General features: G+C 61.1%; 24 protein-coding genes and 1 other RNA gene. 15 read left to right on the top strand and 10 right to left on the bottom strand.

Annotated elements, in window-relative coordinates; genetic code table 11:
- Window positions 1-25 precede the first annotated feature (25 nt).
- From ACM530_RS11300 to ACM530_RS11270, 7 genes are all read left to right on the top strand, one after another.
- The gene (locus ACM530_RS11300; RefSeq protein ID WP_242199749.1) at window positions 26-364 is read left to right on the top strand and encodes a hypothetical protein; all 339 of its coding nucleotides are present in this window, start codon (window positions 26-28) and stop codon (window positions 362-364) included.
- An 82-nt stretch (window positions 365-446) separates the two neighbouring features.
- Window positions 447-2,138: a GspE/PulE family protein gene (locus ACM530_RS11295; protein WP_416364782.1), complete on the top strand. Its 1,692-nt coding sequence runs from the start codon at window positions 447-449 to the stop codon at window positions 2,136-2,138.
- Window positions 2,139-2,215: 77 nt separating this feature from the next.
- A complete protein-coding gene (locus ACM530_RS11290) occupies window positions 2,216-3,136 on the top strand; it encodes an SPFH domain-containing protein (protein ID WP_024077991.1) in 921 nt (306 codons plus the stop codon).
- Between the two features lie 10 nt (window positions 3,137-3,146).
- The gene (locus ACM530_RS11285; RefSeq protein WP_416364781.1) at window positions 3,147-3,593 is read left to right on the top strand and encodes an NfeD family protein; all 447 of its coding nucleotides are present in this window, start codon (window positions 3,147-3,149) and stop codon (window positions 3,591-3,593) included.
- A 75-nt stretch (window positions 3,594-3,668) separates the two neighbouring features.
- Window positions 3,669-3,983: a DUF2388 domain-containing protein gene (locus ACM530_RS11280; RefSeq protein WP_003176799.1), complete on the top strand. Its 315-nt coding sequence runs from the start codon at window positions 3,669-3,671 to the stop codon at window positions 3,981-3,983.
- 176 nt (window positions 3,984-4,159) lie between these two features.
- The gene (locus ACM530_RS11275; protein ID WP_416364780.1) at window positions 4,160-4,825 is read left to right on the top strand and encodes an outer membrane protein; all 666 of its coding nucleotides are present in this window, start codon (window positions 4,160-4,162) and stop codon (window positions 4,823-4,825) included.
- 155 nt (window positions 4,826-4,980) lie between these two features.
- Window positions 4,981-6,123: a DegT/DnrJ/EryC1/StrS family aminotransferase gene (locus ACM530_RS11270; RefSeq protein WP_145157933.1), complete on the top strand. Its 1,143-nt coding sequence runs from the start codon at window positions 4,981-4,983 to the stop codon at window positions 6,121-6,123.
- 145 nt (window positions 6,124-6,268) lie between these two features.
- On the opposite strand, the gene gcvH is transcribed toward ACM530_RS11270, so the two are convergent.
- The 9 genes from gcvH to ACM530_RS11225 all read right to left on the bottom strand — a co-directional run bounded on the left by gcvH (window position 6,269) and on the right by ACM530_RS11225 (window position 15,692).
- The gene (gene gcvH / locus ACM530_RS11265) at window positions 6,269-6,652 is read right to left on the bottom strand and encodes a glycine cleavage system protein GcvH (protein WP_262207134.1); all 384 of its coding nucleotides are present in this window, start codon (window positions 6,650-6,652) and stop codon (window positions 6,269-6,271) included.
- A 52-nt stretch (window positions 6,653-6,704) separates the two neighbouring features.
- Window positions 6,705-7,787, bottom strand: a complete 1,083-nt coding sequence (gcvT, locus tag ACM530_RS11260) for a glycine cleavage system aminomethyltransferase GcvT (protein ID WP_242199735.1) — start codon at window positions 7,785-7,787, stop codon at window positions 6,705-6,707.
- A 156-nt stretch (window positions 7,788-7,943) separates the two neighbouring features.
- On the bottom strand, window positions 7,944-9,560 hold the full coding sequence (locus ACM530_RS11255) for an ABC transporter permease (RefSeq protein ID WP_145157942.1): 1,617 nt from the start codon (window positions 9,558-9,560) through the stop codon (window positions 7,944-7,946).
- A 178-nt stretch (window positions 9,561-9,738) separates the two neighbouring features.
- Window positions 9,739-10,743, bottom strand: coding sequence for an extracellular solute-binding protein (locus ACM530_RS11250; protein ID WP_369301912.1), 1,005 nt, complete (start codon window positions 10,741-10,743; stop codon window positions 9,739-9,741).
- Between the two features lie 159 nt (window positions 10,744-10,902).
- A complete protein-coding gene (locus ACM530_RS11245) occupies window positions 10,903-12,120 on the bottom strand; it encodes a 2-octaprenyl-3-methyl-6-methoxy-1,4-benzoquinol hydroxylase (RefSeq protein WP_416365089.1) in 1,218 nt (405 codons plus the stop codon).
- Window positions 12,121-12,129: 9 nt separating this feature from the next.
- On the bottom strand, window positions 12,130-12,615 hold the full coding sequence (locus ACM530_RS11240; protein WP_145157949.1) for a DUF4442 domain-containing protein: 486 nt from the start codon (window positions 12,613-12,615) through the stop codon (window positions 12,130-12,132).
- Window positions 12,608-13,795, bottom strand: coding sequence for a 2-octaprenyl-6-methoxyphenyl hydroxylase (ubiH, locus tag ACM530_RS11235; RefSeq protein ID WP_416364779.1), 1,188 nt, complete (start codon window positions 13,793-13,795; stop codon window positions 12,608-12,610). Before ubiH ends, ACM530_RS11240 begins: the two co-directional genes overlap by 8 nt.
- The gene (gene pepP, locus ACM530_RS11230; protein WP_106575773.1) at window positions 13,792-15,114 is read right to left on the bottom strand and encodes a Xaa-Pro aminopeptidase; all 1,323 of its coding nucleotides are present in this window, start codon (window positions 15,112-15,114) and stop codon (window positions 13,792-13,794) included. The genes ubiH and pepP overlap by 4 nt, the downstream gene beginning before the upstream one ends.
- A 20-nt stretch (window positions 15,115-15,134) precedes the next feature.
- Window positions 15,135-15,692: a YecA family protein gene (locus ACM530_RS11225; protein WP_106575774.1), complete on the bottom strand. Its 558-nt coding sequence runs from the start codon at window positions 15,690-15,692 to the stop codon at window positions 15,135-15,137.
- A 138-nt stretch (window positions 15,693-15,830) separates the two neighbouring features.
- Between ACM530_RS11225 and ACM530_RS11220 the strand changes: the two genes are divergently transcribed.
- From ACM530_RS11220 to ACM530_RS11205, 4 genes are all read left to right on the top strand, one after another.
- Window positions 15,831-16,040: a TIGR02449 family protein gene (locus ACM530_RS11220; RefSeq protein WP_003177365.1), complete on the top strand. Its 210-nt coding sequence runs from the start codon at window positions 15,831-15,833 to the stop codon at window positions 16,038-16,040.
- Window positions 16,037-16,354, top strand: a complete 318-nt coding sequence (locus ACM530_RS11215; protein WP_003213956.1) for a cell division protein ZapA — start codon at window positions 16,037-16,039, stop codon at window positions 16,352-16,354. The genes ACM530_RS11220 and ACM530_RS11215 overlap by 4 nt, the downstream gene beginning before the upstream one ends.
- 30 nt (window positions 16,355-16,384) lie before the next feature.
- A non-coding RNA gene (gene ssrS, locus ACM530_RS11210) (6S RNA) lies at window positions 16,385-16,563 on the top strand.
- Between the two features lie 57 nt (window positions 16,564-16,620).
- Window positions 16,621-17,250: a 5-formyltetrahydrofolate cyclo-ligase gene (locus ACM530_RS11205; protein WP_145158576.1), complete on the top strand. Its 630-nt coding sequence runs from the start codon at window positions 16,621-16,623 to the stop codon at window positions 17,248-17,250.
- Between the two features lie 6 nt (window positions 17,251-17,256).
- On the opposite strand, the gene ACM530_RS11200 is transcribed toward ACM530_RS11205, so the two are convergent.
- Window positions 17,257-17,406 (bottom strand): hypothetical protein, encoded by a 150-nt coding sequence (locus ACM530_RS11200; protein WP_010207387.1) that lies wholly within the window; start codon window positions 17,404-17,406, stop codon window positions 17,257-17,259.
- Window positions 17,407-17,600: 194 nt separating this feature from the next.
- On the opposite strand from ACM530_RS11200, the gene ACM530_RS11195 reads away from it, so the two are divergent.
- The 4 genes from ACM530_RS11195 (at window position 17,601) to ACM530_RS11180 (ending at window position 22,989) form a co-directional block, all read left to right on the top strand.
- Window positions 17,601-18,050: an EVE domain-containing protein gene (locus tag ACM530_RS11195; RefSeq protein WP_404485826.1), complete on the top strand. Its 450-nt coding sequence runs from the start codon at window positions 17,601-17,603 to the stop codon at window positions 18,048-18,050.
- Window positions 18,051-18,191: 141 nt separating this feature from the next.
- Window positions 18,192-19,157, top strand: coding sequence for an HlyD family secretion protein (locus ACM530_RS11190; RefSeq protein ID WP_416364778.1), 966 nt, complete (start codon window positions 18,192-18,194; stop codon window positions 19,155-19,157).
- Complete coding sequence (gene rbbA, locus ACM530_RS11185) at window positions 19,154-21,871, top strand: ribosome-associated ATPase/putative transporter RbbA (RefSeq protein ID WP_416364777.1); 2,718 nt, start codon at window positions 19,154-19,156, stop codon at window positions 21,869-21,871. The genes ACM530_RS11190 and rbbA overlap by 4 nt, the downstream gene beginning before the upstream one ends.
- Window positions 21,871-22,989 carry an ABC transporter permease gene (locus tag ACM530_RS11180; RefSeq protein ID WP_145157967.1) on the top strand — a complete coding sequence of 373 codons (1,119 nt, stop codon included), beginning with the start codon at window positions 21,871-21,873 and terminating at the stop codon, window positions 22,987-22,989. Before rbbA ends, ACM530_RS11180 begins: the two co-directional genes overlap by 1 nt.
- Window positions 22,990-23,042: the final 53 nt, after the last annotated feature.

The raw sequence follows: 23,042 nt of genomic DNA, 5'->3' as shown, positions 1-23,042 counted from the left end.
CTCCAGTCGAATCTGGAGAGTCAGCATGCACGCCGTCGAAACCACCTGCCCCGCTACGCGTCTCGATGCATGGGCCGTCAACAGCGCCCACTGCCAAGCGCATTATCAGATCACCGCCGAGGCAGAACCGGACCTGCTGTGCCGGGTACTGAATTACTTCGCGCTGCAGTTCCTGACGCCGCAACAGGTCAATGTGAGCCGTGACCACGACCTGCTGAGCATTGATATCGTGATGAACGGCCTGAGCTGGCATCGCGCCCAGGTGATCGGTGAAAAGATTCGAAACCTGATCAGTGTGTGCTCGCTGGAGGTGTGGCAGGCCGATTCCGTGCGGCCTCAAGCGGTGGCGGCGGCCAATCAGTAAAAACCTGCAATACACCCTGAGCGGTGGGAGTTAAGAGGATGGCTAGCCTGAGATTACGCCCGCCGTCACTCAGGAATTCTTCATGCTCGCCGCCTTGCACGATCATCGATTGGAACTGCATCAACTGTTACCTGCATTGGTCGAGCAGGGGCTGATTACAGCGGACGAGGCCCAAAGGTCAGCGAAAGCACCCGCCACTCGACATCCGTTGGAAAGCATCGCGGCTGAAGGGCCTTGCCTCGAAACGTTGACTCAATGGCTTGCCGGGCATGTCGGGCAACCTTATCTGCGTATCGACCCGCTGAAGATCGACGTGGCGGCGGTGGTGCCGTTGATGTCCCACGCGTTCGCGCAACGCCACGCCATCCTCGCGGTGGCGGTGGATGCGCAGACCGTCACCGTCGCCAGCGCCCAGCCGCATATCCGTGGATGGGAGGCCGGTTTGGCACAGGTGCTCAAGCGCTCGATCAGGCGCGTGGTCGCCAACCCCCGAGAGATTCAGCGCTGTATCGGTGACTTCTACCGGCTGGCCAAGTCCGTCAGCGGTGCCGATCAAAAAGTTGCGGTGGCTGGCAACTTCGAACTGCTCAACCTCGGCACCGGTGATCAGGAGCCGGACGCCAATGACGCGCATATCGTCAACATCGTCGACTGGCTGTTGCAGTACGCCTTCGGCCAGCGAGCCAGTGACATCCATATCGAACCCTGTCGCGACCAGGGCCGCGTGCGTTTTCGCATCGACGGGCTGCTGCATGACGTCTATCAGTTTCCAGCCCAGGTCACCATGGCGGTGGTCAGCCGCCTGAAAAGTCTGGGCCGTATGAATGTGGCGGAAAAACGCAAACCCCAGGACGGCCGGGTCAAGACCAAGAGCCCGGCGGGCATCGAAGTGGAGTTGCGCCTCTCAACACTGCCGACAGCGTTTGGCGAAAAACTGGTGATGCGGATTTTCGACCCGCACGTCTTGCTCAAGGATTTTGACCAGTTGGGTTTGTCTGCCGATGATCAGCAACGCTGGCATGCCATGGCCGGCCAGGCCAACGGCATCATCCTGGTCACCGGGCCTACCGGCTCAGGCAAGACCAGCACGCTCTACACCACGCTCAAGCACCTGGCGACCCGCGAGGTCAACCTGTGCACGGTGGAAGACCCGATAGAGATGGTGGAACCTGCCTTTAACCAGATGCAGGTGCAGCACAACATCGACCTGACCTTCGCCAGCGGTGTTCGCGCACTGCTGCGCCAGGATCCGGACATCATCATGATCGGTGAGATTCGCGATCAGGAAACTGCAGAAATGGCCATCCAGGCCGCGCTCACCGGGCACCTGGTGCTATCGACCCTGCACACCAACGACGCACCCAGCGCTATCAGCCGTTTGCAGGAACTTGGCATTGCTCATTATTTGATCAAAGCTACGCTGATAGGTGTGATGGCGCAGCGCTTGGTGCGGCTTTTATGCCCTCACTGCAAACGTGGGGTGACTGGGCAGGGCAATACCCATGAAGCGGTTGGCTGCGCGGACTGCCGTGATAGCGGTTATCGAGGCCGGGCCGGGCTCTACGAAATCATGGTGATGGACGAGAAGCTCAAGGCGCTGATCACCCCCGGCGCGGACGTGCAGGCCTTACGTCGCGCATCGCGGAGCCAAGACATGCGCAGCCTGCGGATGAGTGGCATCGACAAAGTGAATGCCGGGCTGACAACGATGGCAGAAGTATTACGGGTAACGCCTGGGGATTCAGAAACAAATGATTTGCTTGTTGCACCCTGAAACCGTCCTTATCAGTGACCAGACCGTTACAATCGGCCGCACGTCGCTTCACTGACACCATCAGATAGGGAATCGCTATGCAGATCGGAACCGTACTGCTTCTTTTCGTCGGGTTGGCCGTGGCCATCCTTTTCATGGGCTTCAAGGTGGTGCCTCAGGGTTACCAGTGGACGGTCGAGCGTTTCGGCCGCTACACCAACACCCTTAAACCTGGCCTCAACATCATCATCCCGGTCATGGACCGCATCGGTCGCAAGATCAACGTGATGGAAAGCGTGCTGGATATCCCGCCCCAGGAAGTGATCACCGCCGACAACGCCACCGTGCAGATCGACGCCGTGTGCTTCTTCCAGGTGGTCAACACCGCCCAGGCCGCCTACGAGGTCAATAACCTCGAGCATGCCATCCGTAACCTGCTGCAAACCAATATCCGTACCGTGCTCGGCTCCATGGAGCTGGACGCGATGCTTAGCCAGCGTGACGGCATCAACGAAAAACTGCTGCGCACCGTGGACGAAGCCACGGCGCCGTGGGGCATCAAGATCACCCGGATCGAGATCAAGGACATCAGCCCACCCGCCGACCTGATGGCCGCCATGTCCGGCCAGATGAAAGCCGAGCGGATCAAGCGTGCGCAGATCCTGGAGGCCGAAGGCCTGCGGGCATCGGCGATCCTGACCGCCGAAGGCAAGAAGCAGGCGCAGATCCTTGAAGCCGAAGGTGGACGCCAGGCAGCCTTCCTCGAATCCGAAGCCCGTGAACGCCAGGCAGAAGCAGAGGCCCGTGCGACCCAGGTGGTTTCCGAAGCAATCGCCACCGGTAACGTGCAGGCCATCAATTACTTCGTGGCGCAGAAATACATCGATGCATTGGGCAAGCTGGCGTCGGCCAACAACAGCAAAGTCATCCTGATGCCGCTGGAAGCCAGCCAGGTGATTGGCGCCGTCGGTGGGATCGGCGAAATCGTCAAGGCAACGTTCGACAACAAGAAAGGCTGAGGCGATCGCCATGTGGGATTTCCTGCAGCATCTGTCGTTCTGGGATTGGTTGGCACTGGGTACGGTGCTGTTGATTCTTGAAGTATTCGGCGCCGGTGGCTACCTGCTGTGGATGGGGATTGCTGCCGCTGCTGTGGGCGTGATCAAGTTTTTGATCCCACCGCTCGGGCTGGAATGGCAACTGCTGCTATTCGCCGTGTTGTCGATCCTCACAGCGGTGTACTGGTGGAAGCGCCAGCGCAGCAGCGCCAAAGTCAGCGATCAGCCGGGGCTGAATATGCGCGGCTCGGAATTGATAGGGCGCACCTTTGTGGTGCATCAAGCCATCGTCGATGGTCGAGGCAAGATAAAAGTCGGCGATGGCGTGTGGATGGCAACCGGGACGGACAGCCCCGTCGGCGCTCAAGTCCGTGTCATTGGTCAGGATGGCGTGGTTTTACAGGTCGAAACTGTTTAGGTTTAGTCAGTGATGGAACTCGCCTGGGTTATCTACAATCAAACTGTTCAGATAACCCACCCGGAGTCACCCACCATGCGTCTCAAATATGCTGTCGCGACCCTCGCTGTGCTTTCCCTACCTGTCGGTTCAGCCATGGCCGACAGCTTCTGGCGCAATGTCATCTCGTCGGGCGCCACGACTGGCTCGACGTACCTGACCTTCAAGGACCACAAGCTGGTGGTCGCCGCCCAAGACGACGCCGGTAGCTTCGTCGCCAGCGACGGCGGCATCCGCGGCCCGTACCTGGAAGCTGCCATGCAGAAAGTTCGCGCCGACAACCCTGGCCTGCAGGCCACGGACATGGAGTTGGCCAACGCCATCCTCGCGAAAAATGCTGTGACCGAGTAATACCTGCCCATAAAAAATGCCGCTTTTTAAGCGGCATTTTTTATGCCTGTCTCTCTACGATCTCCGCCGCCGCCCAGGCCTTCTGCTTTTTCCCGTTGAAAGCGGAAAACTCCTGCCGAACACAAAAGTACCAAGCGCCACACTGAGATTCTCTTAGTTAAAGTGAATCCTCTCCCATGCAAAAACTTGCTTACGCTTTGGCTCTCTCTGCGTTAGCTGCACCCTTGGCTCAAGCAGAAAATTGGTACGGGTCGGCAAAACTCAACAGTGCCCGTCAGAACCTCTCCAGTGCGCAATTGACCAGCCCACGCGTCACTGATCGCGTGGAGGCCCCTGACAGTAACAAGGCGCTCACTGGGTCATTGGCTTTAGGTTACGCCTTTGCCGATGGCTGGCGCCTGGAAGGGGAATACACCACGCGCAGCAGCTCGACGTTCGACTCCTATTGGGCCCCCTTCAATGTCAACGTTAACCGCCTGGAGGTCGACAGCCAGCGCGTGATGCTCAACGGCTATAAAAACATCCCGGTCAATGACTGGCTGTCGTTCTACGCAATGGCCGGTATCGGCATGGCGCAAATCGATGCCGCGGGGTACCAGAGCAATGCGACTCGCCAGTTCGCCAGTAACCGCCACTACAACTTTGCCTACAGCGCAGGCTTGGGCCTGGAGGCCAAGGTCAGCGAAAAGGTCACTTTGGGCACAGGTTGGCGTTACGTGGACATGGGCAAGGTCGAAACCGGCTACAACACCTTCGCTAACCGGATAAACGCCCGCGATGAACAGCTCAAGGGCAAACTCAAAGAGCAGAATGTGTTTCTTGAAGCGCGCGTTTCATTCTGACCTGCAACAGAAAATGCCGCTGATAAGCGGCATTTTTATGCGCAACATGACAATTCGTTCACCGACGACAGGCTATATTCAGTCGAGCCGTGCAACCATGCGGTACTGATACCTCTATTACTCATCGCCTATCTGAAACGGATGCCTTCGTCGTTATGAGCCAACAGCCCTTTCTGCCGTTTTCCAAACCTACCATTGATGAAGCGACCATCTCGGCGGTCGGCGATGTACTGCGCTCGGGCTGGATCACCAGCGGGCCGAAAGTGCAGGCGTTCGAAGCACAGCTTTCGGAATACTTTGGCGGCCGTCCGGTGCGGACCTTCAATTCCGGCACCTGCACCATGGAGATCGCGTTGCGCATCGCCGGCATCGGGCCTGGCGATGAAGTGATCACCACGCCGATTTCCTGGGTCGCCACGGCAAACGTGATTCTGGAAGTAGGGGCCACGCCGGTATTTGCGGATATCGACCCGGTCACCCGCAATATTGACCTGGCTCAGGTAGAAGCCGCGATCACCCCACGCACCAAGGCGATCATTCCGGTGTACCTGGCGGGCCTGCCCCTGGATATGCCGATGCTCTACGCGCTGGCCAACAAGTACAACCTGCGCATTGTCGAAGACGCCGCCCAGGCATTGGGCTCCAGCTGGGATGGCGAGCGTATCGGCGCGACCGGCGACTTCGTCTCGTTCAGCTTCCAGGCGAACAAGAACATCACGTCTTCCGAAGGCGGTTGCCTGGTGTTGAACAACGCCGAGGAAGCCCGTCTGGCTGAAAAGTATCGCCTGCAAGGTGTTACCCGCACCGGCTTCGACGGCCTGGACGTGGATGTGCTGGGTGGCAAATTCAACATGACCGACATAGCCGCAGCCATCGGCCTGGGGCAATTCGCGCATATCGAGAAGATCACTGCGCATCGCCAGAAACTGGCACGCCATTACTTCAAGTGCTTCGGCAGCGATTTTGAAGCGCAATACGGCGCGCAACTGCCGCCAGCGGATTTCGAAAACAGCAACTGGCACCTGTTCCAGCTGGTACTGCCGGAGCGTCAGGATGGTCTTCCCGCCCGCGCTACGTTCATGGAACAGATGCAGGCCCACGGCGTCGGCATTGGCTATCACTACCCGCCAATCCACCTGCTGAGCTTGTACCGGGCACAGGGTTTCAAGGAAGGCATGTTCCCGGTGGCTGAGCGTGTTGGGCGTTTGATCGTGTCGTTGCCGATGTTCACGGCGATGACAGAGGCGGATGTCGAGCGGTCGGTTGCGGCGGTAAAAGCGGTACTGAAAGCGAGCTGAAAACAAACTGCCAGCTATCCGCAATCAACTGTGGGAGCTGGCTTGCCTGCGATGCCGGCACCGCGGTGATTCAACCACACCGCAGTGATGCTATCGCAGGCAAGCCAGCTCCCACATTGATTTGCGCTGTTCCAACGGCTCGCGTTTACTCGCCGATGGCCGCTTTGTAGCCTGCAGCATCAAGCAGTTTTTCCAGGTCAGCCGGGTTGCTTGGCTTGAGCTTGAAGATCCAGGCGCCATACGGGTCGGAGTTCAGCAGTTCAGGGCTGCCACTCAGTTCCTCGTTAACGGCGATCACTTCGCCAGCAACTGGTGAGTAGATATCCGAAGCGGCTTTCACAGACTCAACCACACCAGCCTGGCCTTCAGCGTCAAACTTGGCGCCGACTTCGGCCAACTCAACAAACACCACATCACCCAAAGCTTCCTGAGCATGGTCGGAGATACCGACGGTCACAGTGCCGTCGGCTTCCAGACGGGCCCACTCATGACTTTCGGCAAAACGCAGGTCGGCAGGGATATCGCTCATAGTCTGTGTCCTCAAGAAGAAATGTCAGCGGCCTCAGGCCTGCCGGAAATAGTTAGATCAAGGTTTTGCCATGGCGCACGAAGGTCGGTTTGACCACTCGAACCGGGTACCACTTGCCGCGGATTTCCACTTCGGCCCGATCGGCGGTGGCCGTCGGTACGCGCGCCAAGGCAATGGATTTGCTCAGCGTAGGAGAGAAACTACCACTGGTTATCTCCCCTTCGCCAACATTGGCGATACGAACCACCTGATGAGCGCGTAAAACACCACGCTCTTCCAGTACCAGCCCGACCAATTTGAACTGCACACCTGCGGTCTTTTCCGCCTCAAGGGCAGCGCGGCCGATGAACTGACGCTCAGCCGGTTCCCAGGCGATGCTCCAGGCCATATTGGCCGCCAGAGGCGAAACGTCCTGGTGAATATCCTGGCCGTACAGGTTCATGCCGGCTTCGAGGCGCAGCGTATCGCGGGCGCCAAGGCCGATGGGTGAAATACCGGCCCCTACCAGATCGTTGAAAAAGCCCGGAGCCTGCTCGGCCGGCAGGACAATTTCCAGACCGTCTTCGCCGGTGTAACCCGTGCGGGCGATAAACCAATCGCCATCGGCCTGGCCTTCAAAGGGCTTGAGCTGGTGGATAAGCGTGCCGCGGGCCTGCGTGACCAGCTCGGCGATTTTCTGCCGGGCGTGCGGGCCTTGAATGGCGAGCATGGCCAATTCTGGCCGCTCATGCAGCTGCGCCGCGTAGTCGCCCAGCTGTGCTTGCATCCAGGCCATGTCCTGATCACGCGTAGCGGCGTTGACCACCAGCCGGTAACCGGTCTCGGTGCGGTAAACGATCATGTCGTCCACCACGCCGCCCTGCTCATTGAGCATGGCGCTGTAAAGCGCACGGCCGCAGCCATGCAAACGATCGACATCATTGGCCAGCAGGTGCTGAAGCCATTCCTTGGCCTGAAGGCCTGTGACATCGATCACGGTCATATGAGATACGTCAAACACCCCGCAGTCGCGTCGCACCTGATGGTGTTCTTCAACTTGCGAGCCGTAGTGCAGAGGCATATCCCAACCGCCAAAATCGACCATTTTCGCGCCGAGGGCGAGATGCAGGTCATACAGAGGCGTACGCTGTCCCATGGGTTTCTCCTTCCGGGATTGGCGAAGATGCACAGAGCTGCTGTTTGCGCTCAACACCTCTGACTACAAGGCCTGCAGCGACATACAGCGACTCGATCCGAAGGACGGAGCGCACCGAATGCCGCGCATTGTAGCCGCAAGCCGTAGGACTGGCACCTAACCGATTTGCCGAGCGGAGCGTCGAATCAGGCCGATCACCGGCAACAGGCCCACCAACACCAACGTGAGTGCGGGTAATGAGGCTCGCGCCCATTCCCCTTCGCTGGTCATTTCAAAAATTCGTACGGCCAGGGTGTCCCAGCCAAACGGGCGCATCAGCAGGGTCGCAGGCATTTCCTTGAGCACATCGACAAACACCAGCAGCGCCGCGCTCAACGTCCCCGGCAGCAACAGCGGCAGATACACTTTGCAAAACAGTCGCGGTCCACTCACGCCGAGGCTGCGCGCTGCTTCCGGCAACGAAGGGCGGATTCGCGCCAGGCTGTTTTCCAACGGCCCGTAGGCCACTGCCAGGAAACGCACCAGATACGCCAGCACCAACGCCGACAGGCTGCCCAGCAACAGGGGCTTGCCCGCGCCGCCGAGCCAACTCGACAACGGCACCACCAGTTCACGGTCCAGGTAGCTGAACGCCAGCATGATCGACACCGCCAGCACCGAGCCCGGCAAGGCATAGCCGACATTGCCCAGGCTGATCCCGGAGCGAATCGCCCGCGTGGGTGCCAGGCGATTGGCAAAGGCCAATATCAACGCCACGCTGACTGTAATCAGTGCCGCGATGCCACCCAGGTAGAGGGTATGGATGATTAAGCCGCTGTAGCGCTCATCCAGGTCGAACCGGCCACGTTGCCAGAACCAGGCGACCAGTTGCAGCATCGGGATGACAAAGGCGCAGGCGAACACCAAGCCACACCACGTGCTGGCTGCCGCCGCCTTGAAACCGCGCAGGTGATACAACGCCTTGCCCCGTGGCCGCTCATTACTCGGGCGGCTGGCGCCTCGGGCGCGTCGTTCGCCGTACAGCACCAGCATCACCACCAGAAGCAACAGGCTGGCCAATTGGGCGGCGCTGGAAAGGCTGAAAAAGCCGTACCAGGTCTTGTAGATGGCCGTGGTGAAGGTGTCGAAGTTGAACACCGAGACAGCGCCGAAGTCCGCCAGGGTTTCCATCAATGCCAAGGCGACGCCGGCACCAATCGCCGGCCGCGCCATGGGCAATGCGACACGCCAGAACGCTTGCCATGGCGATTGACCGAGCACCCGCGCCGCTTCCATCAGGCCTTTGCCCTGCGCCAAAAATGCAGTACGCGCCAACAGGTAGACGTAGGGATAGAACACCAGCACCAGCACGATGATCACGCCGCTGGTAGAGCGCACGCGTGGCAGGCGCAAGCCGTTGCCGAACCCTTCGCGCAGCAGGGTTTGCACCGGCCCCGCGAAATCCAGCAGGCCGACAAACACAAAGGCCAGCACGTAGGCCGGAATTGCGAAGGGCAGCATCAACGCCCAGTCGAGCCAGCGCCGCCCCGGGAATTCGCAGAGGCTGGTCAGCCAGGCCAGGCTTACGCCCAACAGCGTCACGCCGGTGCCAACGCCCAACACCAATGTCAGGGTGTTGCCCAGCAGGCGGGGCATCTGGGTTTCCCACAGGTGCGACCAGATTTGTTGATCGATGCTCTGCCAGGACAGCAACAACACGCTCAGCGGCAGCAGCACCAGGGCGGCGACGGTGAAGACCGGCAGGTACCAGCGACGTTGGGCGGGGTGGGCCAAGGAAAAGCTCTCTGGAAATGATGGTTTTGAAGTCGCGGCTAACACTGTGGGAGCGGGCTTGTGTGGGTGCCGGGCTTGCCAGCGATGCAGGCACCTCGGTGTGTCAGTTACACCGAGGTGACGCTATCGCAGGCAAGCCAGCTCCCACACAAGGTCGCTTCTACAGTTAGATCTTTACTCAGTTCCAGCCAGCGCGATCCATCAGGCGAATGGCCTCAGCCTGACGTTTACCGGCCACTTCCACCGGCAGAGTATCGGCCACGAACTTGCCCCAGGTCGCGACTTCCGCCGATGGCGGCACGGCGGGGTTGGCTGGGAACTCCTGGTTCACATCGGCAAAGATCTTCTGCGCCTCAGGCGTGGTCATCCATTCCACCAAGGCCTTGGCGGCTTCCGGGTGCGGCGCATGTTTGGTCAGGCCGATGCCCGACAGGTTCACATGCACGCCGCGGTCGCCCTGGTTCGGCCAGAACAGCTTCACCGCAAGGTCCGGTTTCTGCTTGTGCAGGCGGCCGTAGTAGTAAGTGTTGACGATGCCCACGTCGCACTGCCCGGCGTTGATCGCTTCGAGCACCGCGATGTCATCGGAGAACACGTCGGTAGACAAGTTGTTGACCCAGCCCTTGACGATTTCTTCGGTCTTGGCCGCGCCATGGGTTTCGATCAGCGTGGCGGTCAGCGACTGGTTGTAGACCTTCTTCGCTGTACGCAGGCACAGACGCCCTTCCCATTGCTTGTCGGCCAGCGCTTCGTAGGTGGTCAGGTCACCGGGTTTTACCCGGTCGGTGGAATAGGCGATGGTCCGCGCGCGCAGGCTCAAGCCGGTCCACGCATGGTTGGAAGAGCGGTATTGCAGGGGAATATTCTTGTCGATCACCGCAGAGGTGAACGGCTGCAGGATGCCCATCTGTTCGGCTTGCCAAAGGTTGCCGGCATCAACGGTGAGCAGCAGGTCAGCCGTGGCGTTTTCGCCTTCGGCCTTGATCCGCTGCATCAAGGGCGCTTCCTTGTCGGTGATGAACTTCACCTGCACGCCGGTCTTTTTGGTGTAGGCGTCGAACACCGGCTTGATCAGTTCGTCGATGCGCGAGGAGTAGACCACGACTTCGTCGGCTGCCTGCACGGTGGTGCTGCCGATGAGGGTGAGTGCCAGGGCAGTCAGGAGGCGCTTGGGTGCCAACATGGGTGCGGTCTCTCATTTGCAAAAAGAGGGCAAATGATAAGGACTCACATTTGGTGGCGCTTGCTAGAGGCGTTACCAGATGTTGCATAGTTGGGATTTGCGCCGGATGGGCTGGCCTCATCGGGGGCAAGCCCCCTCCCACAGGGGGCATATTTCAATTCAGGGCTTTGCCAGGTCTGGCAGGTCGCCCGTCAGCCCGAGGGCCTGGCGCACAAACACGGCCTTGGCTTCGGGCATCTGGTCGACCAGTTTCAAGCCTGCATTACGCAACCAGCGCAATGGCAGTTGGTCAGCCTGGAACAAGCGTTCAAAGCCCTCCATCGCGGCCATCAGTGCCAGGTTGTGCGGCATGCGTCTACGCTCGTAGCGGCTCAGCACCTTCACATCCGCCAGGCGTTCGCCGCGCTCGGTCGCAGCCAACAGCACCTCGGCCAGCACCGCCGCGTCAAGGAAACCCAGGTTCACGCCCTGCCCGGCCAATGGGTGGATCACATGGGCGGCATCGCCAATCAACGCCAGGCCTTCGGCCACGTAGCGCTTGGCGTGGCGCTGGCGCAGCGGTACGCATACGCGCGGGTCGGCGCTGATCACATTGCCCAAGCGCCCTTCAAACGCGCGCTCCAGTTCACGGCAGAAGCTGTCGTCGTCCAGCGCCATCAAGCGTTCGGACTCCGTCGGTGTGGTCGACCACACGATCGAACACCAATCCTCCTGCCCATCGCGCACCAGCGGCAAAAACGCCAGCGGGCCGGTATCGGTAAAGCGTTGCCACGCTGTGCGCTGGTGCGGCTGGTTGCTGCGCACGCTGGTGACGATGGCGTTGTGCAGGTAATCCCATTCGCGCGTGGCGGTGCCGGTCAGGCGGCGCACGGCGGAATTGGCGCCGTCGGCGGCCACCACCAGCGGCGCACGCAATTTGCGACCGTCGGCCAGGGTCAGCAGCCAGTCATCGCCGGAGCGACGCATCTGCTCCAGGCGCGCGTTGGCCAGCAGGCCCAGGTCGCAGTCGTGCAGGCGGTCGAGCAAAGCATCCTGAACCACCCGGTTCTCGACGATATGCCCGAGCACTTGGGCATGCACACTGGCTGCCGAAAAATGGATCTGCCCGGTGCCGCTGCCGTCCCACACCTGCATTTCACCGTAAGGGCTGGCGCGCCGTTCGACGATGCCATCCCACACGCCCAGGCGCTCCAGAATGCGCTGGCTGGCGGCCGACAAGGCGCTCACGCGGGGTTCGAAGGCCGCATCCTGGTCGAACGGTTTGACGCTCAGCGGGCTGCCATCGAGCAGCAGCACCTGCAGGCCACTGCCCTGCAACGCCAGCGCCAGGGCGCTTCCGACCATTCCGGCCCCGACAATCAGCACATCTGCGCGCATGTCCATGCTTTAAGCCTGCTTTGCTGGCGGCTTGCGCCGCACGTAAAGGGTTTTGTCGACCCGCGCCACCAGAGTGCCGGAGCCGTCATGAATCTGTACTTTGAGAAGGGGCAAGTACTTCTCGCCGCCTTCGGTTTGCCGGCGAATCTCGTCCAGCAAGGCCTCGTCGATGGAAAACTCAGCGTAGACCGGGCCTTTGCCCGGCGACACGAAGTCGATGCTCGCAGCTTTGTCCCAGACGATGTAGTCGCGCCCCAGGTTCTCCATCAACAGCAACATGTAGAACGGATCGACCATCGAATACAGGCTGCCGCCAAATTGCGTACCGACGTAATTGCGGTTGTACCAGCCCAGGCCCATGCGCACCTTGGCGTGGCGAAAATCGGCGCTGAGCGCCTGCACCCGAATTCCCGCGCCCAGGTACGGCGGGTACAGGGACAGCACCCAGCGCAACAGCCGCGCCTTGCCCAGGCGTCGGGTCAGCCAGTTAAGCATCAGGGCGTGTGCCCAGGCCCATGGCCTGACGGGCGAACCAGCGTTTGGCGGGCGGCAACAAATCCAGGCCCAGCAGGCCCAGGTTACGGCCCAATGTCACTAACGGTTGCGCACTGCCAAACAGTCGGGTCACCTGATCGGAGAAACCTACGGTCAGTTGCTGGTCCTGGCGCTGGCGCTCGCGATAGCGCTGCAAGGTTGCCAGGTCGCCCGGCACTGCCGGCCCGGCCAGCAAGGCCTCGGCCAAGGCGTTCGCGTCGCGCAGGGACAGGTTGAAACCCTGCCCGGCAATCGGGTGCAGGCTGTGGGCGGCATTACCGAGGATCGCCAGGTGCGAGCGCACTTGCTCTTCGGCCTCCACCAGCGTCAGCGGGTACAAATGGCGGGCGCCGACTTGTTTCAGCGTGCCCAGGCGGTAGCCGAACGCGCCCTGTAATTCACTCAGGAAACTGCGTTCATCAAGGTTGGCCAGGCGCTGGGCGTCCATGCCGATGCGCGTCCACACCAGCGCGCAACGGTTGTCCGGCAGCGGCAGCAAGGCCATTGGGCCTTCGTCGGTAAAGCGCTCGAACGCCTCGCCGTTGTGCGCTTCGCTTGGGGTGATATTGGCGATCAGCGCGCTCTGGTTGTAGGGCCGGGTTTTGACGCCGATGCCCAATTGCTCGCGCAAACCGGAGCGGCCGCCATCGGCCAATACCGCAAGGTCGCATTCGAGCACGGTTTCGTCGTTGAGCGTCAGGCGATAACCGTCGGGCAGGGGCTCCATGCGGGTGACTTCGGCCGGGCAGCGCCAACTGACTACTTGTTTGTCCAAACCTTGCCACAGGCACTGGCCGAGCCAGGCGTTTTCCACCACGTAGCCGAGGGCCGGCACGCCCTCCTCCATGGCGGACAGGCGCGCAGTGGAGAAGCGGCCTCGGTCCGACACGTGAATCTGTTTGATCGGCTCGGCGCGGCGGGAAATGGCCTGCCACAGTCCCAAACGCTGATAAATCTGCCGAGCGCCGTAGGACAACGCCGAGGAACGCGCGTCGTAGCTCGGTTGGTAACTGTCGCCTGGCGCGAACGGCTCTATCAGCACGATTTTCCAACCCCGTGCCTTGGCACCCGCCTGCAAGGCCAACGCCAGACTGGCGCCTACCAGTCCACCGCCGATGATGGCCAGGTTGACCCGGCTCATCGGGCAGCCGCCATCAGCGCTTCGATGTCAGCGACGGTCTTGGGCACGCCGCCGGTCAGAATTTCACAGCCTTGCTTGGTCACTACCACGTCGTCCTCGATGCGTACGCCAATGCCACGCCATTTCTTCGCCACGTTCTGGTTGTCCGGCGAAATATAGATGCCGGGTTCCACGGTCAACGCCATGCCGACTTCCAGCACCCGCCATTCGCCGCCCACCTTGTATTCGCCCACATCATGCACGTCCATGCCCAGCCAATGGCCGGCGCGGTGCATATAAAAAGCGCGGTAGGCTTCGCTGGCGATCAACTCGTCGACGTCGCCTTGCAGCAGTCCCAGCTTTACCAGCCCGGCGGTGATGACGCGCACCGTTGCCTCGTGGGCCTGGTTCCAATGTTTGTTCGGCGCGATCTCGGCAAAGGCGGCTTCCTGGGAGGCCAGCACAATCTCGTAGATCGCCTTTTGCTCGGGCGAAAACCTGCCGTTGACCGGCCAGGTGCGGGTGATGTCGCTGGCGTAGCAGTCGATCTCGCAACCGGCGTCGATCAGCACCAGGTCGCCGTCCTTGAGCACGGCGTCATTCTGCTGGTAATGCAGGATGCAGCTGTTACGCCCGGCAGCGACGATGGAGCCATAGGCCGGCATTTTCGCGCCGCCCTTGCGGAATTCGTAATCCAGCTCGGCTTCGAGGCTGAACTCATATAACCCGGCGCGGCTGGCCTGCATCGCCTTGACGTGCGCCGCACAGGAAATTCGCGCGGCCTCGCGCATCACCTTCACTTCTGCCGCCGATTTATACAGGCGCATGTCGTGAAGCAGGTGATCCAGGGCAACAAACTCGTTCGGTGGCTGGGCGCCCAAGTGCGCTTTAGAGCGAATCACGTTGATCCACTCCATCACGTGCCGGTCGAATTCGGCGTTGCTGCCCATGGCCGAATACACCCGGTCACGGCCTTCGATCAGGCCAGGCAGGATGTCGTCGATGTCAGTGATGGGGAAGGCATCGTCGGCGCCAAAGTCACGGATCGCGCCTTCGGTGCCAGCGCGCAGGCCGTCCCACAATTCGCGCTCGGCATTGCGCTCGCGGCAGAACAGCACGTACTCGCCGTGCTGGCGACCGGGCATCAGCACGATCACCGCTTCCGGTTCAGGGAAGCCGCTCAGGTATTGAAAGTCGCTGTCCTGGCGGTAAACGTGCTCGACATCACGGTTGCGGATCGCCACGGCGGCGGCCGGCAGAATTGCGATGCTGTTGGGTTCCATCTGCGCCATGAGCGCCTTGCGGCGACGGGTGTATTCCGCTTTCGGGATATGGATCATGGGCAGATGGGCTTCCTTTCTTAGTGCAGCGACGGCTTGGGTGCGGCTGGCTCAGCGGCTTTCTTGGTCTCGGTGAACAGCAGAAGCGGCGCGACGCGCAGGTATTCCATGACTTCCATGTAATCGCCTTCGCCGTCTTCGGACTCTTCCAGGGCGTCTTGCACCTGGGAAATGGCCGCCAGGTCCTGCAGCACTTCCTTGGCGTCGGTGCTCAGTTCCAGGCCGCCGGCGTTCACGCCGAAACCATGGAGGAAACCCTGGCACCATTGGCCCAGCGCGGCGGCGCGCTCGGTCAGCGGCGCGTCGTCGGTCGGCAGCAGCAGGACCACGGTGACGTCATCACCGGTCAGCTCGCCTTTGACCATCTCTTGCAGGCCGATCAGCGCGTTACGCACGTTCTCGGTCGGCTCGGTTTCCAGCAGCTCGGCTACATCAGCCAGCCAATTGTCGGCATCAAAGCCAACACCGGTGCAGCTGCGGCCCAACAGTACGCCGTGCAGTTCGGCAGGCGAGCAAGGATGACCGCTGGTGCTCAGCAGTTTGGAAAAAGCGTCGTACGGGGAGTTCTGAATAGGCATGGTGAGCTAGGCGCCAGACGGCGCAATGTCTAGAATGAAGCGCTGTATCCTAGCACCGGCAGACGTACCAAGACTATCGAGGGCGTCAGATCGTTTATCCTGCAGTTGCCATTCATCAGACAAATCCAGTGGAACCCAATGGAAGACACCGACCTGCAAGCGCTGATGGCCAGACTCGAATTGCTAATTGATCGGGTCGAGCAACTTAAGAGTCAAAACGGACTCCTATTAGCTCAGGAAAAGACCTGGCGCGAGGAACGCGCTCACCTCATTGAAAAAAACGAAATCGCCCGGCGTAAGGTCGAATCGATGATTTCGCGCCTGAAGGCCCTGGAGCAAGACTCATGAGTTCAAGCAATAGCGTTACCGTGCAGATCCTCGACAAAGAATATTCGATCATCTGCCCCCAGGAAGAACGCAGCAACCTGGTGAGTGCTGCCCGCTACCTGGATGGCAAGATGCGTGAAATCCGCAGCAGCGGCAAAGTCATCGGCGCCGATCGTATCGCCGTGATGGCCGCGCTGAACATTACCCACGATTTGCTGCATAAGCAGGAACGGCCTGACGTGCAGGCCAGTGGTTCGACGCGCGAGCAAGTGCGCGACCTGCTGGAACGGGTTGATCTGGTACTTTCTACCGATCCAGAGCCACCCAAGGGCTGATTGCCGAGTCTGTTTAAGGTATACTCGCCCCACTCCCTGGCGTGTTTGCCAGTCGGCGATGTCCCTGAGCCGATTCGCACTACCCTGGAAGTTGCACGTTGGGCTGGTGTGCATGTCCGCTAGACGGAAAGCCTTAAAGCCTACTGCATCTTCCACCTTGAACTTTCGGGTTCAAGGGCTAAGTCGACAGCGGCTCTGTCGGGGAGCCTGAATTCCAAACTCAATGCCAGTCCTCGGACTGGCATTGTTTTATGAGCCGAAAAACCATGACCGAACCTGCGCCGCTTTCCCGTCCGCAACTTCGACGCATGTTGCGCAAAGCCCGCCGCGAACTGACGCCGAGCGAGCAGCGCAAGGCCGCCCTTGGCCTGTATCGGCAACTGGCACAGCACCCGCTGTTTCGCCGGGCCAAACATATTTCCTTATATCTACCGACGGACGGTGAAATCGATCCGCGCCTGCTGCTGCGCGCCGCTCAGCGCCGGGGCAAGGCCACTTACCTGCCAGTGCTCAGTGCCTGGCCGCGAACCAAGATGGTGTTCCAGCGCGTGCGGCCTGGGGATAAGTTGTCGCCCAACCGTTTTCGTATCCTGGAGCCGCAAGTGAATGCCAATCGCCAGCGCCGCGTCTGGGCACTCGACCTGGTGTTGTTGCCGCTGGTGGGGTTCGATGATGTGGGTGGGCGTCTGGGCATGGGCGGTGGGTTTTACGACCGCAGCCTGGCCTACCTCGCCAGGCGCCAGAGTTGGCGCGCGCCAGCGCTGCTGGGGCTGGCCCATGAATGTCAGAAAGTCGAGCGCCTGGCGCAGGCAAGCTGGGATGTGCCGCTGGCGGGCACCGTCACGGATAAGCAGTGGTATGTCGCACAAACGTCGCTGGAACCAGCGACGCCTTGAAGGGTATTAACGCTTGAACGGTTGCGGCTGCTGCTGAGCCAGCTCAACCGGCGCATCGGTCTTGTTCGACCACAAGCTCTGGGCATACCCGGTGGTCACGACGCCCAGACCAAACAAAATAACCAAAATCCATAGTAAATCCGGTTTACGTTGCATCGATTGCCCCCCTTCAGGCACCTCGTACACGATGACAACAACGTTCCAAAGTAGTCCGTTGCAGCTGCGCCAAGCTTAAAAGCGCGCATTCTGCGGTAACGGGAACCAACACGCAAACCTTGGCGCCAACCGACTGTCGGTTTGTCATGGAATTGCCCGACAACTTGCCCAATGCCTTTTTCAGGAGCCCAACAATGGCCTACTGGTTGATGAAATCCGAGCCCGACGAACTGTCCATCAAGGGCCTGGAAACGCTCGGCGAAGCTCGCTGGGACGGCGTGCGCAATTACCAGGCACGCAATTTCCTGCGCGCCATGGCCGTCGGTGACGAGTTTTTCTTTTACCACTCCAGCTGCCCCGAGCCCGGCATTGCCGGCATCGGCAAGATCGTCGAGGCAGCCTACCCGGACCCGACAGCGTTGGAGCCACAAAGCCACTATTTCGACGCCAAGGCCAGCCCGGAGAAAAATCCGTGGAGTGCAATCAACGTGGCCCACGTCGAGACCTTCGCAAAAGTGCTGGGCCTGGGCTATCTGAAACAACAAAGCGCCCTCGCCGAATTGCCTTTGGTGCAAAAAGGCAGCCGACTGTCGGTGATGCCGGTGACCGCCGAGCAGTGGGCGGCGGTGCTGGCACTGCGCTGAAAGGGCAGAACCCTGCGGTCACACTTCTGGCGCATGCATCTGCGTGCCATGCGGGTTAGGCTTGCGCTTCATTTGACCGGTATCAACGGCCGCTCCGGCGCTATCGGTCAAACTAGGACGCTAATGCCGCAGGATGCAGCCATGTCTACGAACCACCATATGTCGCGCCTTTTCGCCGTCGCCCTGATCGTCCTGTTACTGGGCGCAGGCGGTTTCGGTTACTGGCGATCAACCCAGGACCGCCTGCCCGAAGGTTTGAGCATGGGCAATGGCCGCCTGGAATCCACCGAAGTACAGATCGCCGCCAAGATCCCCGGGCGCTTGGCCGAAGTGCGCGTGGATGAAGGCGACAAAGTGCTCAAGGGCCAATTGCTTGCGCGCATGGACACCCGCACCCTCGAAGCCCAGCGCGCCCAAGCCGAAGCCGAGGTGCTGCGCGCCAGGGAAAACTTCGCCGCCGCCGAGGCCAATGTGCAGTTGCGCCAAAGCGAGCAGTTGCTGGCCAATCAGGAACTCAAGCGCACCCAGGAGCTGTACAAGCGCGGCTTCGCCAGCAGCCAGTTGATTGACCAACAGCAAGCACGCCAGAACACCGGTAATGCCGCGGTGATCGCCGCGCAAGCCCAGGTCAACTCGGTGAAGGCTGCCATCGGCGCCGCACAGGCCCAGGTTGCGCAGCTCACCAGCGAAATCGACGACAGCAGCCTGCGCGCACCCATCGACGGCATTATCCAATTGCGCCTGGCCGAGCCAGGTGAAGTGCTCGGCGCCGGCGGTCGCGTGTTGCTGCTGATTGATCCGAATGACCAGTACATGAACCTCTACCTGCCCGCCTCCGTCACCGGTCGCCTGACCGTTGGCAGTGACGCGCGCATCCTGCTCGACGCCCTGCCCCAACAACCGCTGCCGGCCAAAATCAGCTTTGTCGCGGCTAAATCGCAGTTCACGCCCAAGGAAGTGGAGACCCGCGACGAACGCCAGAAGCTGGTGTTTCGCGTCAAGCTGCGCCTGACCCAACCCAGTGCCGTACCGCAAGCCAAACCGGGCATGCCCGGCGCCGGCTACGTGCGCACGGCAGATATCGACTGGCCGGCCAACCTGCAATGACCGGCCTGGCGCTGCACGCCACGGGCATCAACCATCGCTACGGCAAGCAACAGGCACTGATCGACATTGCCTTCAGCCTGCCCGCCGGCACGCGCTGCGGGCTGATCGGTCCGGATGGCGCGGGCAAATCGAGCTTGCTGGGGTTGATCGCCGGGGTTAAAAAACTTCAAGACGGCCAGCTGGAAGTGCTCGGCGGCTCCATCGAGGATCGCCGCCACCGCAACAGCCTGTACCCGCGTATTGCCTTCATGCCCCAAGGCCTGGGCGGCAACCTGTATCCGGAATTGTCCATCAGCGAGAACATCCGCTTCTTCGCCACACTGTTCGGTCTGTCGAAAGCCGATTGCGAACAGCGCATGCATAACCTGCTGCTGGCCACCGACCTTGCACGCTTCGCCGAGCGCCCGGCCGGCAAGTTGTCCGGCGGCATGAAACAGAAACTCGGCCTGTGCTGTGCACTGATCCACGACCCGGACCTGTTGATCCTCGACGAGCCCACCACCGGCGTCGACCCGCTGTCGCGCCGACGTTTTTGGGAACTGGTCGACAGCGTACGCCGCGAGCGCCCGCAACTGACGCTGCTGGTGGCAACGGCCTACATGGAAGAAGCCGAGCAGTTCGAACATTGCCTGATGCTCGATCGCGGCACACTCATCGCCGACGGCCTGAGCCGCGAACTGGCAGCCGCGACACCCAGCGGCAAACTCGATGAAGCCTTCACCCATTTTCAGGGCGACAGCGCCCACAACAATCAGCCGTTGGTGATCCCGCCGCGCGAAAGCGCCAACACCGATATCGCCATCGAAGCCCACGAGCTGACCCTGCGCTTTGGTGATTTCACGGCGGTAAACAAGGTCAGCTTCGCGATTGGCCGCGGTGAGATTTTCGGCTTTCTCGGCTCCAACGGCTGCGGCAAGACCACCACGATGAAGGTCCTCACCGGGCTGATGCCGGCCACCGAGGGCAGTGCCACGCTGCTCGGCAACCCGGTGAACGCCAAGGACCTGGCGACCCGCAAGCGCGTTGGGTTCATGTCGCAAAGTTTCTCGCTGTACGGCGAACTCAGCGTGCGCCAGAACCTGATGTTGCACGCGCAGCTGTTCGATTTGCCCAAGGCCGACAGCGGCCCGCGTATCGATGAGTTGATTCAGCGCTTCGACCTCGGCGAGGTGGCCGAGCAGCCTTCCGGCGAATTGCCCCTTGGCCTGCGCCAGCGCCTGTCATTGGCCGTGGCGGTGCTGCATCGCCCGGAAGTGCTGATCCTCGATGAGCCCACCTCGGGCGTCGACCCGGCGGCGCGGGATGACTTCTGGCGGCTGCTGATCGAGCTGTCCCGCGAACAAGGCGTGACGATCTTCCTGTCCACCCATTTCATGAACGAAGCCCAGCGCTGCGACCGCATCTCTCTGATGCACGCGGGTAAAGTGCTGGCGTGCGACACACCCGACGCCCTGCAACAGCAATTTCACGGCGACACCCTGGAAGCCGCGTTCGTCACCTGCCTGGAGCAAGCTCAAGGCGCCCCCGAACCCGCAGCACCGAGCAGCACCGTCAGCGAAACCAGTGCGCCGCCCGTGAGCAAACGTGGTTTCAGTCTTTCTCGGCTGCTGGCCGTGGCCAGCCGCGAAGGCAAAGAGCTGCTGCGCGACAAAGTGCGCATGGCCTTTGCCCTGCTCGGGGCGATGTTCATGATGGTGATCTTCGGCTACGGCATTTCCCTGGACGTGGAAAACCTCGCCTTCGCCGTCTACGACCAGGACCAGACCCCGCAAAGCCGCGCCTACCTGGAAGCCTTCCGCAGCTCGCGCTACTTCGCAGAGCAGGCGCCGATTCGCGATGCGAGCGAACTGCACCGGCGCCTGCAACGCTCGGAAATCAAATTGGCCCTGGAAATCCCGCCGGGTTTTGGCCGCGACCTGTACGCCGGCCGCCAACCCACCGTGGGCGCATGGATCGACGGCGGCATGCCGTTTCGCGCGGAAACCAGCCGTAACTACGTGGAAGCGATACACCAAGGCAATCTCCAGCAACTGGCCGACCTGAGCAGCCTGCCCCGCAGCACTCAAGCTGCCGCCAAGCTGGAAACGCGCTTTCGCTACAACCAGGACGTGGTCAGCGTGAATGCCATCGGCCCCGGCGTGATGGCGCTGATCCTGGCGTTTATCCCGGCGATGCTCACCGCGCTGGGCATCGTGCGCGAAAAAGAGCTGGGCTCGATCACCAACTTCTATGCCACGCCCCTGACCCGCCTGGAATTTCTGCTGGGCAAGCAGGCGCCGTACCTGGCCGTTAGCCTGGTCAACCTGGCGTTGCTGGTGGCCATGAACCGTTGGTTGTTCGGCGTGCCATTCAAGGGCAGCGGCCTGGCGCTGGCATTCGGCGGCCTGCTGTATGTGTTGGCCACCACCAGCATGGGCTTGCTGATTTCGGCATTCACACGCACGCAGATCGCGGCAATCCTGGGCACCATGATCATCACCAGCCTGCCGACCATCCAGTTCTCCGGGCTGATCGTGCCGCGCTCATCCCTGGAAGGCGCCGCCGCGCTGATGGGCATGCTGTTTCCCGCCGGGCACTTTCTGGATATCGCCGTGGGCACCTTCACCAAGGCCCTCGACCTGCGCCAGTTGTGGCCGCAATGCCTGGCGCTGTTCGGGTTTTTCGTCGGGTTCACCGGCCTGAGCCTGATCATGCTCAAGAAGCAGGAGGCCTGATGCACAAGCTCGCTCATATCCTGCGCCTGGGCTTCAAGGAATTGACCAGCCTGCGCCATGACAGCGTATTGCTGCTGTTTCTGGCCTACGCCTTCACCGTCGCGATCTACATGCCCGCCGCCGGTTCGGTGATTGGCGTGCACAACGCCAGCGTGGCCTTCGTTGATGAAGACCACAGCGCGCTCTCGCGGCAAATGGCCGAGGCGTTGCAACCGCCCGAATTCCAGCCGCCTGCACCGCTGGCCTACGACCAACTGGACAGGGTCATGGACAGCGGCGAGTACACGTTCGTGATCAACGTGCCGGCCAACTTCCAGGCTGACCTGCTGGCCGGGCGCCAGCCGGGTGTGCAGGTCAACGTGGATGCCACGGCGATGAGCCAGGCGTTTATGGGCGCAGGTTACATCGGCAGGATTTTCCAGCGCGAATTGCTCAACTACAGCGGCCAAACCGACGCCAGCCAAAAGGCGCCTGCACTGCTGACCACCCGCGCGCTGTTCAATACCAACCTGGAAGGCGGCTGGTTTCTGGCGGTGATCCAGATCGTCAACAACATCACCATCCTCGCGATTGTGCTGACCGGCACCGCGCTGCTGCGCGAACGCGAGCACGGCACCCTCGACCATTTGCTGGTGCTGCCGCTGACCGCGCTGGAAATCATGCTGGCAAAAATCTGGAGCAACATGCTGGTGGTGGTGCTGTGCACGTGGCTGTCGCTGGAGCTGGTGGTCAAAGGCCTGCTCGGCGTGCCGTTGGCCGGCTCCTTGAGCCTGTTTCTGTTTGTAACGGCACTGTATTTGTTTGCGAGCACCGCGCTGGGGATATTCCTCGCCACGCTCGCCCGTTCGACGCCGCAGTTCGGGCTGCTGGCGATTCCGGTGATCATCCCGATGCTGTTGCTGTCGGGCGGCAGTACGCCGTTGGACAGCATGCCCGAGTGGTTGCAATGGGTGATGCAGGGATCGCCGTCGACACACTTTGTGAGTTTGAGCGCGGCGATTCTGTTCAGGGACGCAGGCGTGAGCGTGGTGTGGCCGGATGTGCTGGCGCTGGCGGGGATTGGGTTAGTGTTTTTTGCAGTGGCACTGGCTCGGTTCAGAAAGAGCCTGGCCTCTTAATTGTGGCGAGCGGGCTTGCCCCGCGTTGGGCTGCGCAGCAGCCCCATTCAGAT

The sequence above is a fragment of the Pseudomonas sp. NFX183 genome (assembly GCF_047943075.1).
GTDB lineage: Bacteria > Pseudomonadota > Gammaproteobacteria > Pseudomonadales > Pseudomonadaceae > Aquipseudomonas.
The sequence above is the reverse complement of the archived record's forward strand: the minus strand, read 5'-3'. Positions and strand labels throughout refer to the sequence as shown.

What these genes read in the sequence shown, in the direction of transcription:
- ACM530_RS11215 (WP_003213956.1), top strand. Translation starts at nt 16,037, where the DNA reads ATGAGTTCAAGCAATAGCGTTACCGTGCAGATCCTCGACAAAGAATAT.
- rbbA (WP_416364777.1), top strand. Translation starts at nt 19,154, where the DNA reads ATGACCGGCCTGGCGCTGCACGCCACGGGCATCAACCATCGCTACGGC.
- ACM530_RS11285 (WP_416364781.1), top strand. Translation starts at nt 3,147, where the DNA reads ATGTGGGATTTCCTGCAGCATCTGTCGTTCTGGGATTGGTTGGCACTG.
- ACM530_RS11180 (WP_145157967.1), top strand. Translation starts at nt 21,871, where the DNA reads ATGCACAAGCTCGCTCATATCCTGCGCCTGGGCTTCAAGGAATTGACC.
- ACM530_RS11240 (WP_145157949.1), bottom strand. Translation starts at nt 12,615, where the DNA reads ATGCTTAACTGGCTGACCCGACGCCTGGGCAAGGCGCGGCTGTTGCGC.
- ACM530_RS11300 (WP_242199749.1), top strand. Translation starts at nt 26, where the DNA reads ATGCACGCCGTCGAAACCACCTGCCCCGCTACGCGTCTCGATGCATGG.
- ACM530_RS11190 (WP_416364778.1), top strand. Translation starts at nt 18,192, where the DNA reads ATGTCTACGAACCACCATATGTCGCGCCTTTTCGCCGTCGCCCTGATC.
- gcvH (WP_262207134.1), bottom strand. Translation starts at nt 6,652, where the DNA reads ATGAGCGATATCCCTGCCGACCTGCGTTTTGCCGAAAGTCATGAGTGG.
- ACM530_RS11270 (WP_145157933.1), top strand. Translation starts at nt 4,981, where the DNA reads ATGAGCCAACAGCCCTTTCTGCCGTTTTCCAAACCTACCATTGATGAA.
- ACM530_RS11200 (WP_010207387.1), bottom strand. Translation starts at nt 17,406, where the DNA reads ATGCAACGTAAACCGGATTTACTATGGATTTTGGTTATTTTGTTTGGT.
- ACM530_RS11205 (WP_145158576.1), top strand. Translation starts at nt 16,621, where the DNA reads ATGACCGAACCTGCGCCGCTTTCCCGTCCGCAACTTCGACGCATGTTG.
- ACM530_RS11295 (WP_416364782.1), top strand. Translation starts at nt 447, where the DNA reads ATGCTCGCCGCCTTGCACGATCATCGATTGGAACTGCATCAACTGTTA.
- pepP (WP_106575773.1), bottom strand. Translation starts at nt 15,114, where the DNA reads ATGATCCATATCCCGAAAGCGGAATACACCCGTCGCCGCAAGGCGCTC.
- ACM530_RS11195 (WP_404485826.1), top strand. Translation starts at nt 17,601, where the DNA reads ATGGCCTACTGGTTGATGAAATCCGAGCCCGACGAACTGTCCATCAAG.
- ACM530_RS11290 (WP_024077991.1), top strand. Translation starts at nt 2,216, where the DNA reads ATGCAGATCGGAACCGTACTGCTTCTTTTCGTCGGGTTGGCCGTGGCC.
- ACM530_RS11245 (WP_416365089.1), bottom strand. Translation starts at nt 12,120, where the DNA reads ATGCGCGCAGATGTGCTGATTGTCGGGGCCGGAATGGTCGGAAGCGCC.
- ACM530_RS11250 (WP_369301912.1), bottom strand. Translation starts at nt 10,743, where the DNA reads ATGTTGGCACCCAAGCGCCTCCTGACTGCCCTGGCACTCACCCTCATC.
- ACM530_RS11220 (WP_003177365.1), top strand. Translation starts at nt 15,831, where the DNA reads ATGGAAGACACCGACCTGCAAGCGCTGATGGCCAGACTCGAATTGCTA.
- ubiH (WP_416364779.1), bottom strand. Translation starts at nt 13,795, where the DNA reads ATGAGCCGGGTCAACCTGGCCATCATCGGCGGTGGACTGGTAGGCGCC.
- ACM530_RS11275 (WP_416364780.1), top strand. Translation starts at nt 4,160, where the DNA reads ATGCAAAAACTTGCTTACGCTTTGGCTCTCTCTGCGTTAGCTGCACCC.
- ACM530_RS11280 (WP_003176799.1), top strand. Translation starts at nt 3,669, where the DNA reads ATGCGTCTCAAATATGCTGTCGCGACCCTCGCTGTGCTTTCCCTACCT.
- gcvT (WP_242199735.1), bottom strand. Translation starts at nt 7,787, where the DNA reads ATGGGACAGCGTACGCCTCTGTATGACCTGCATCTCGCCCTCGGCGCG.
- ACM530_RS11225 (WP_106575774.1), bottom strand. Translation starts at nt 15,692, where the DNA reads ATGCCTATTCAGAACTCCCCGTACGACGCTTTTTCCAAACTGCTGAGC.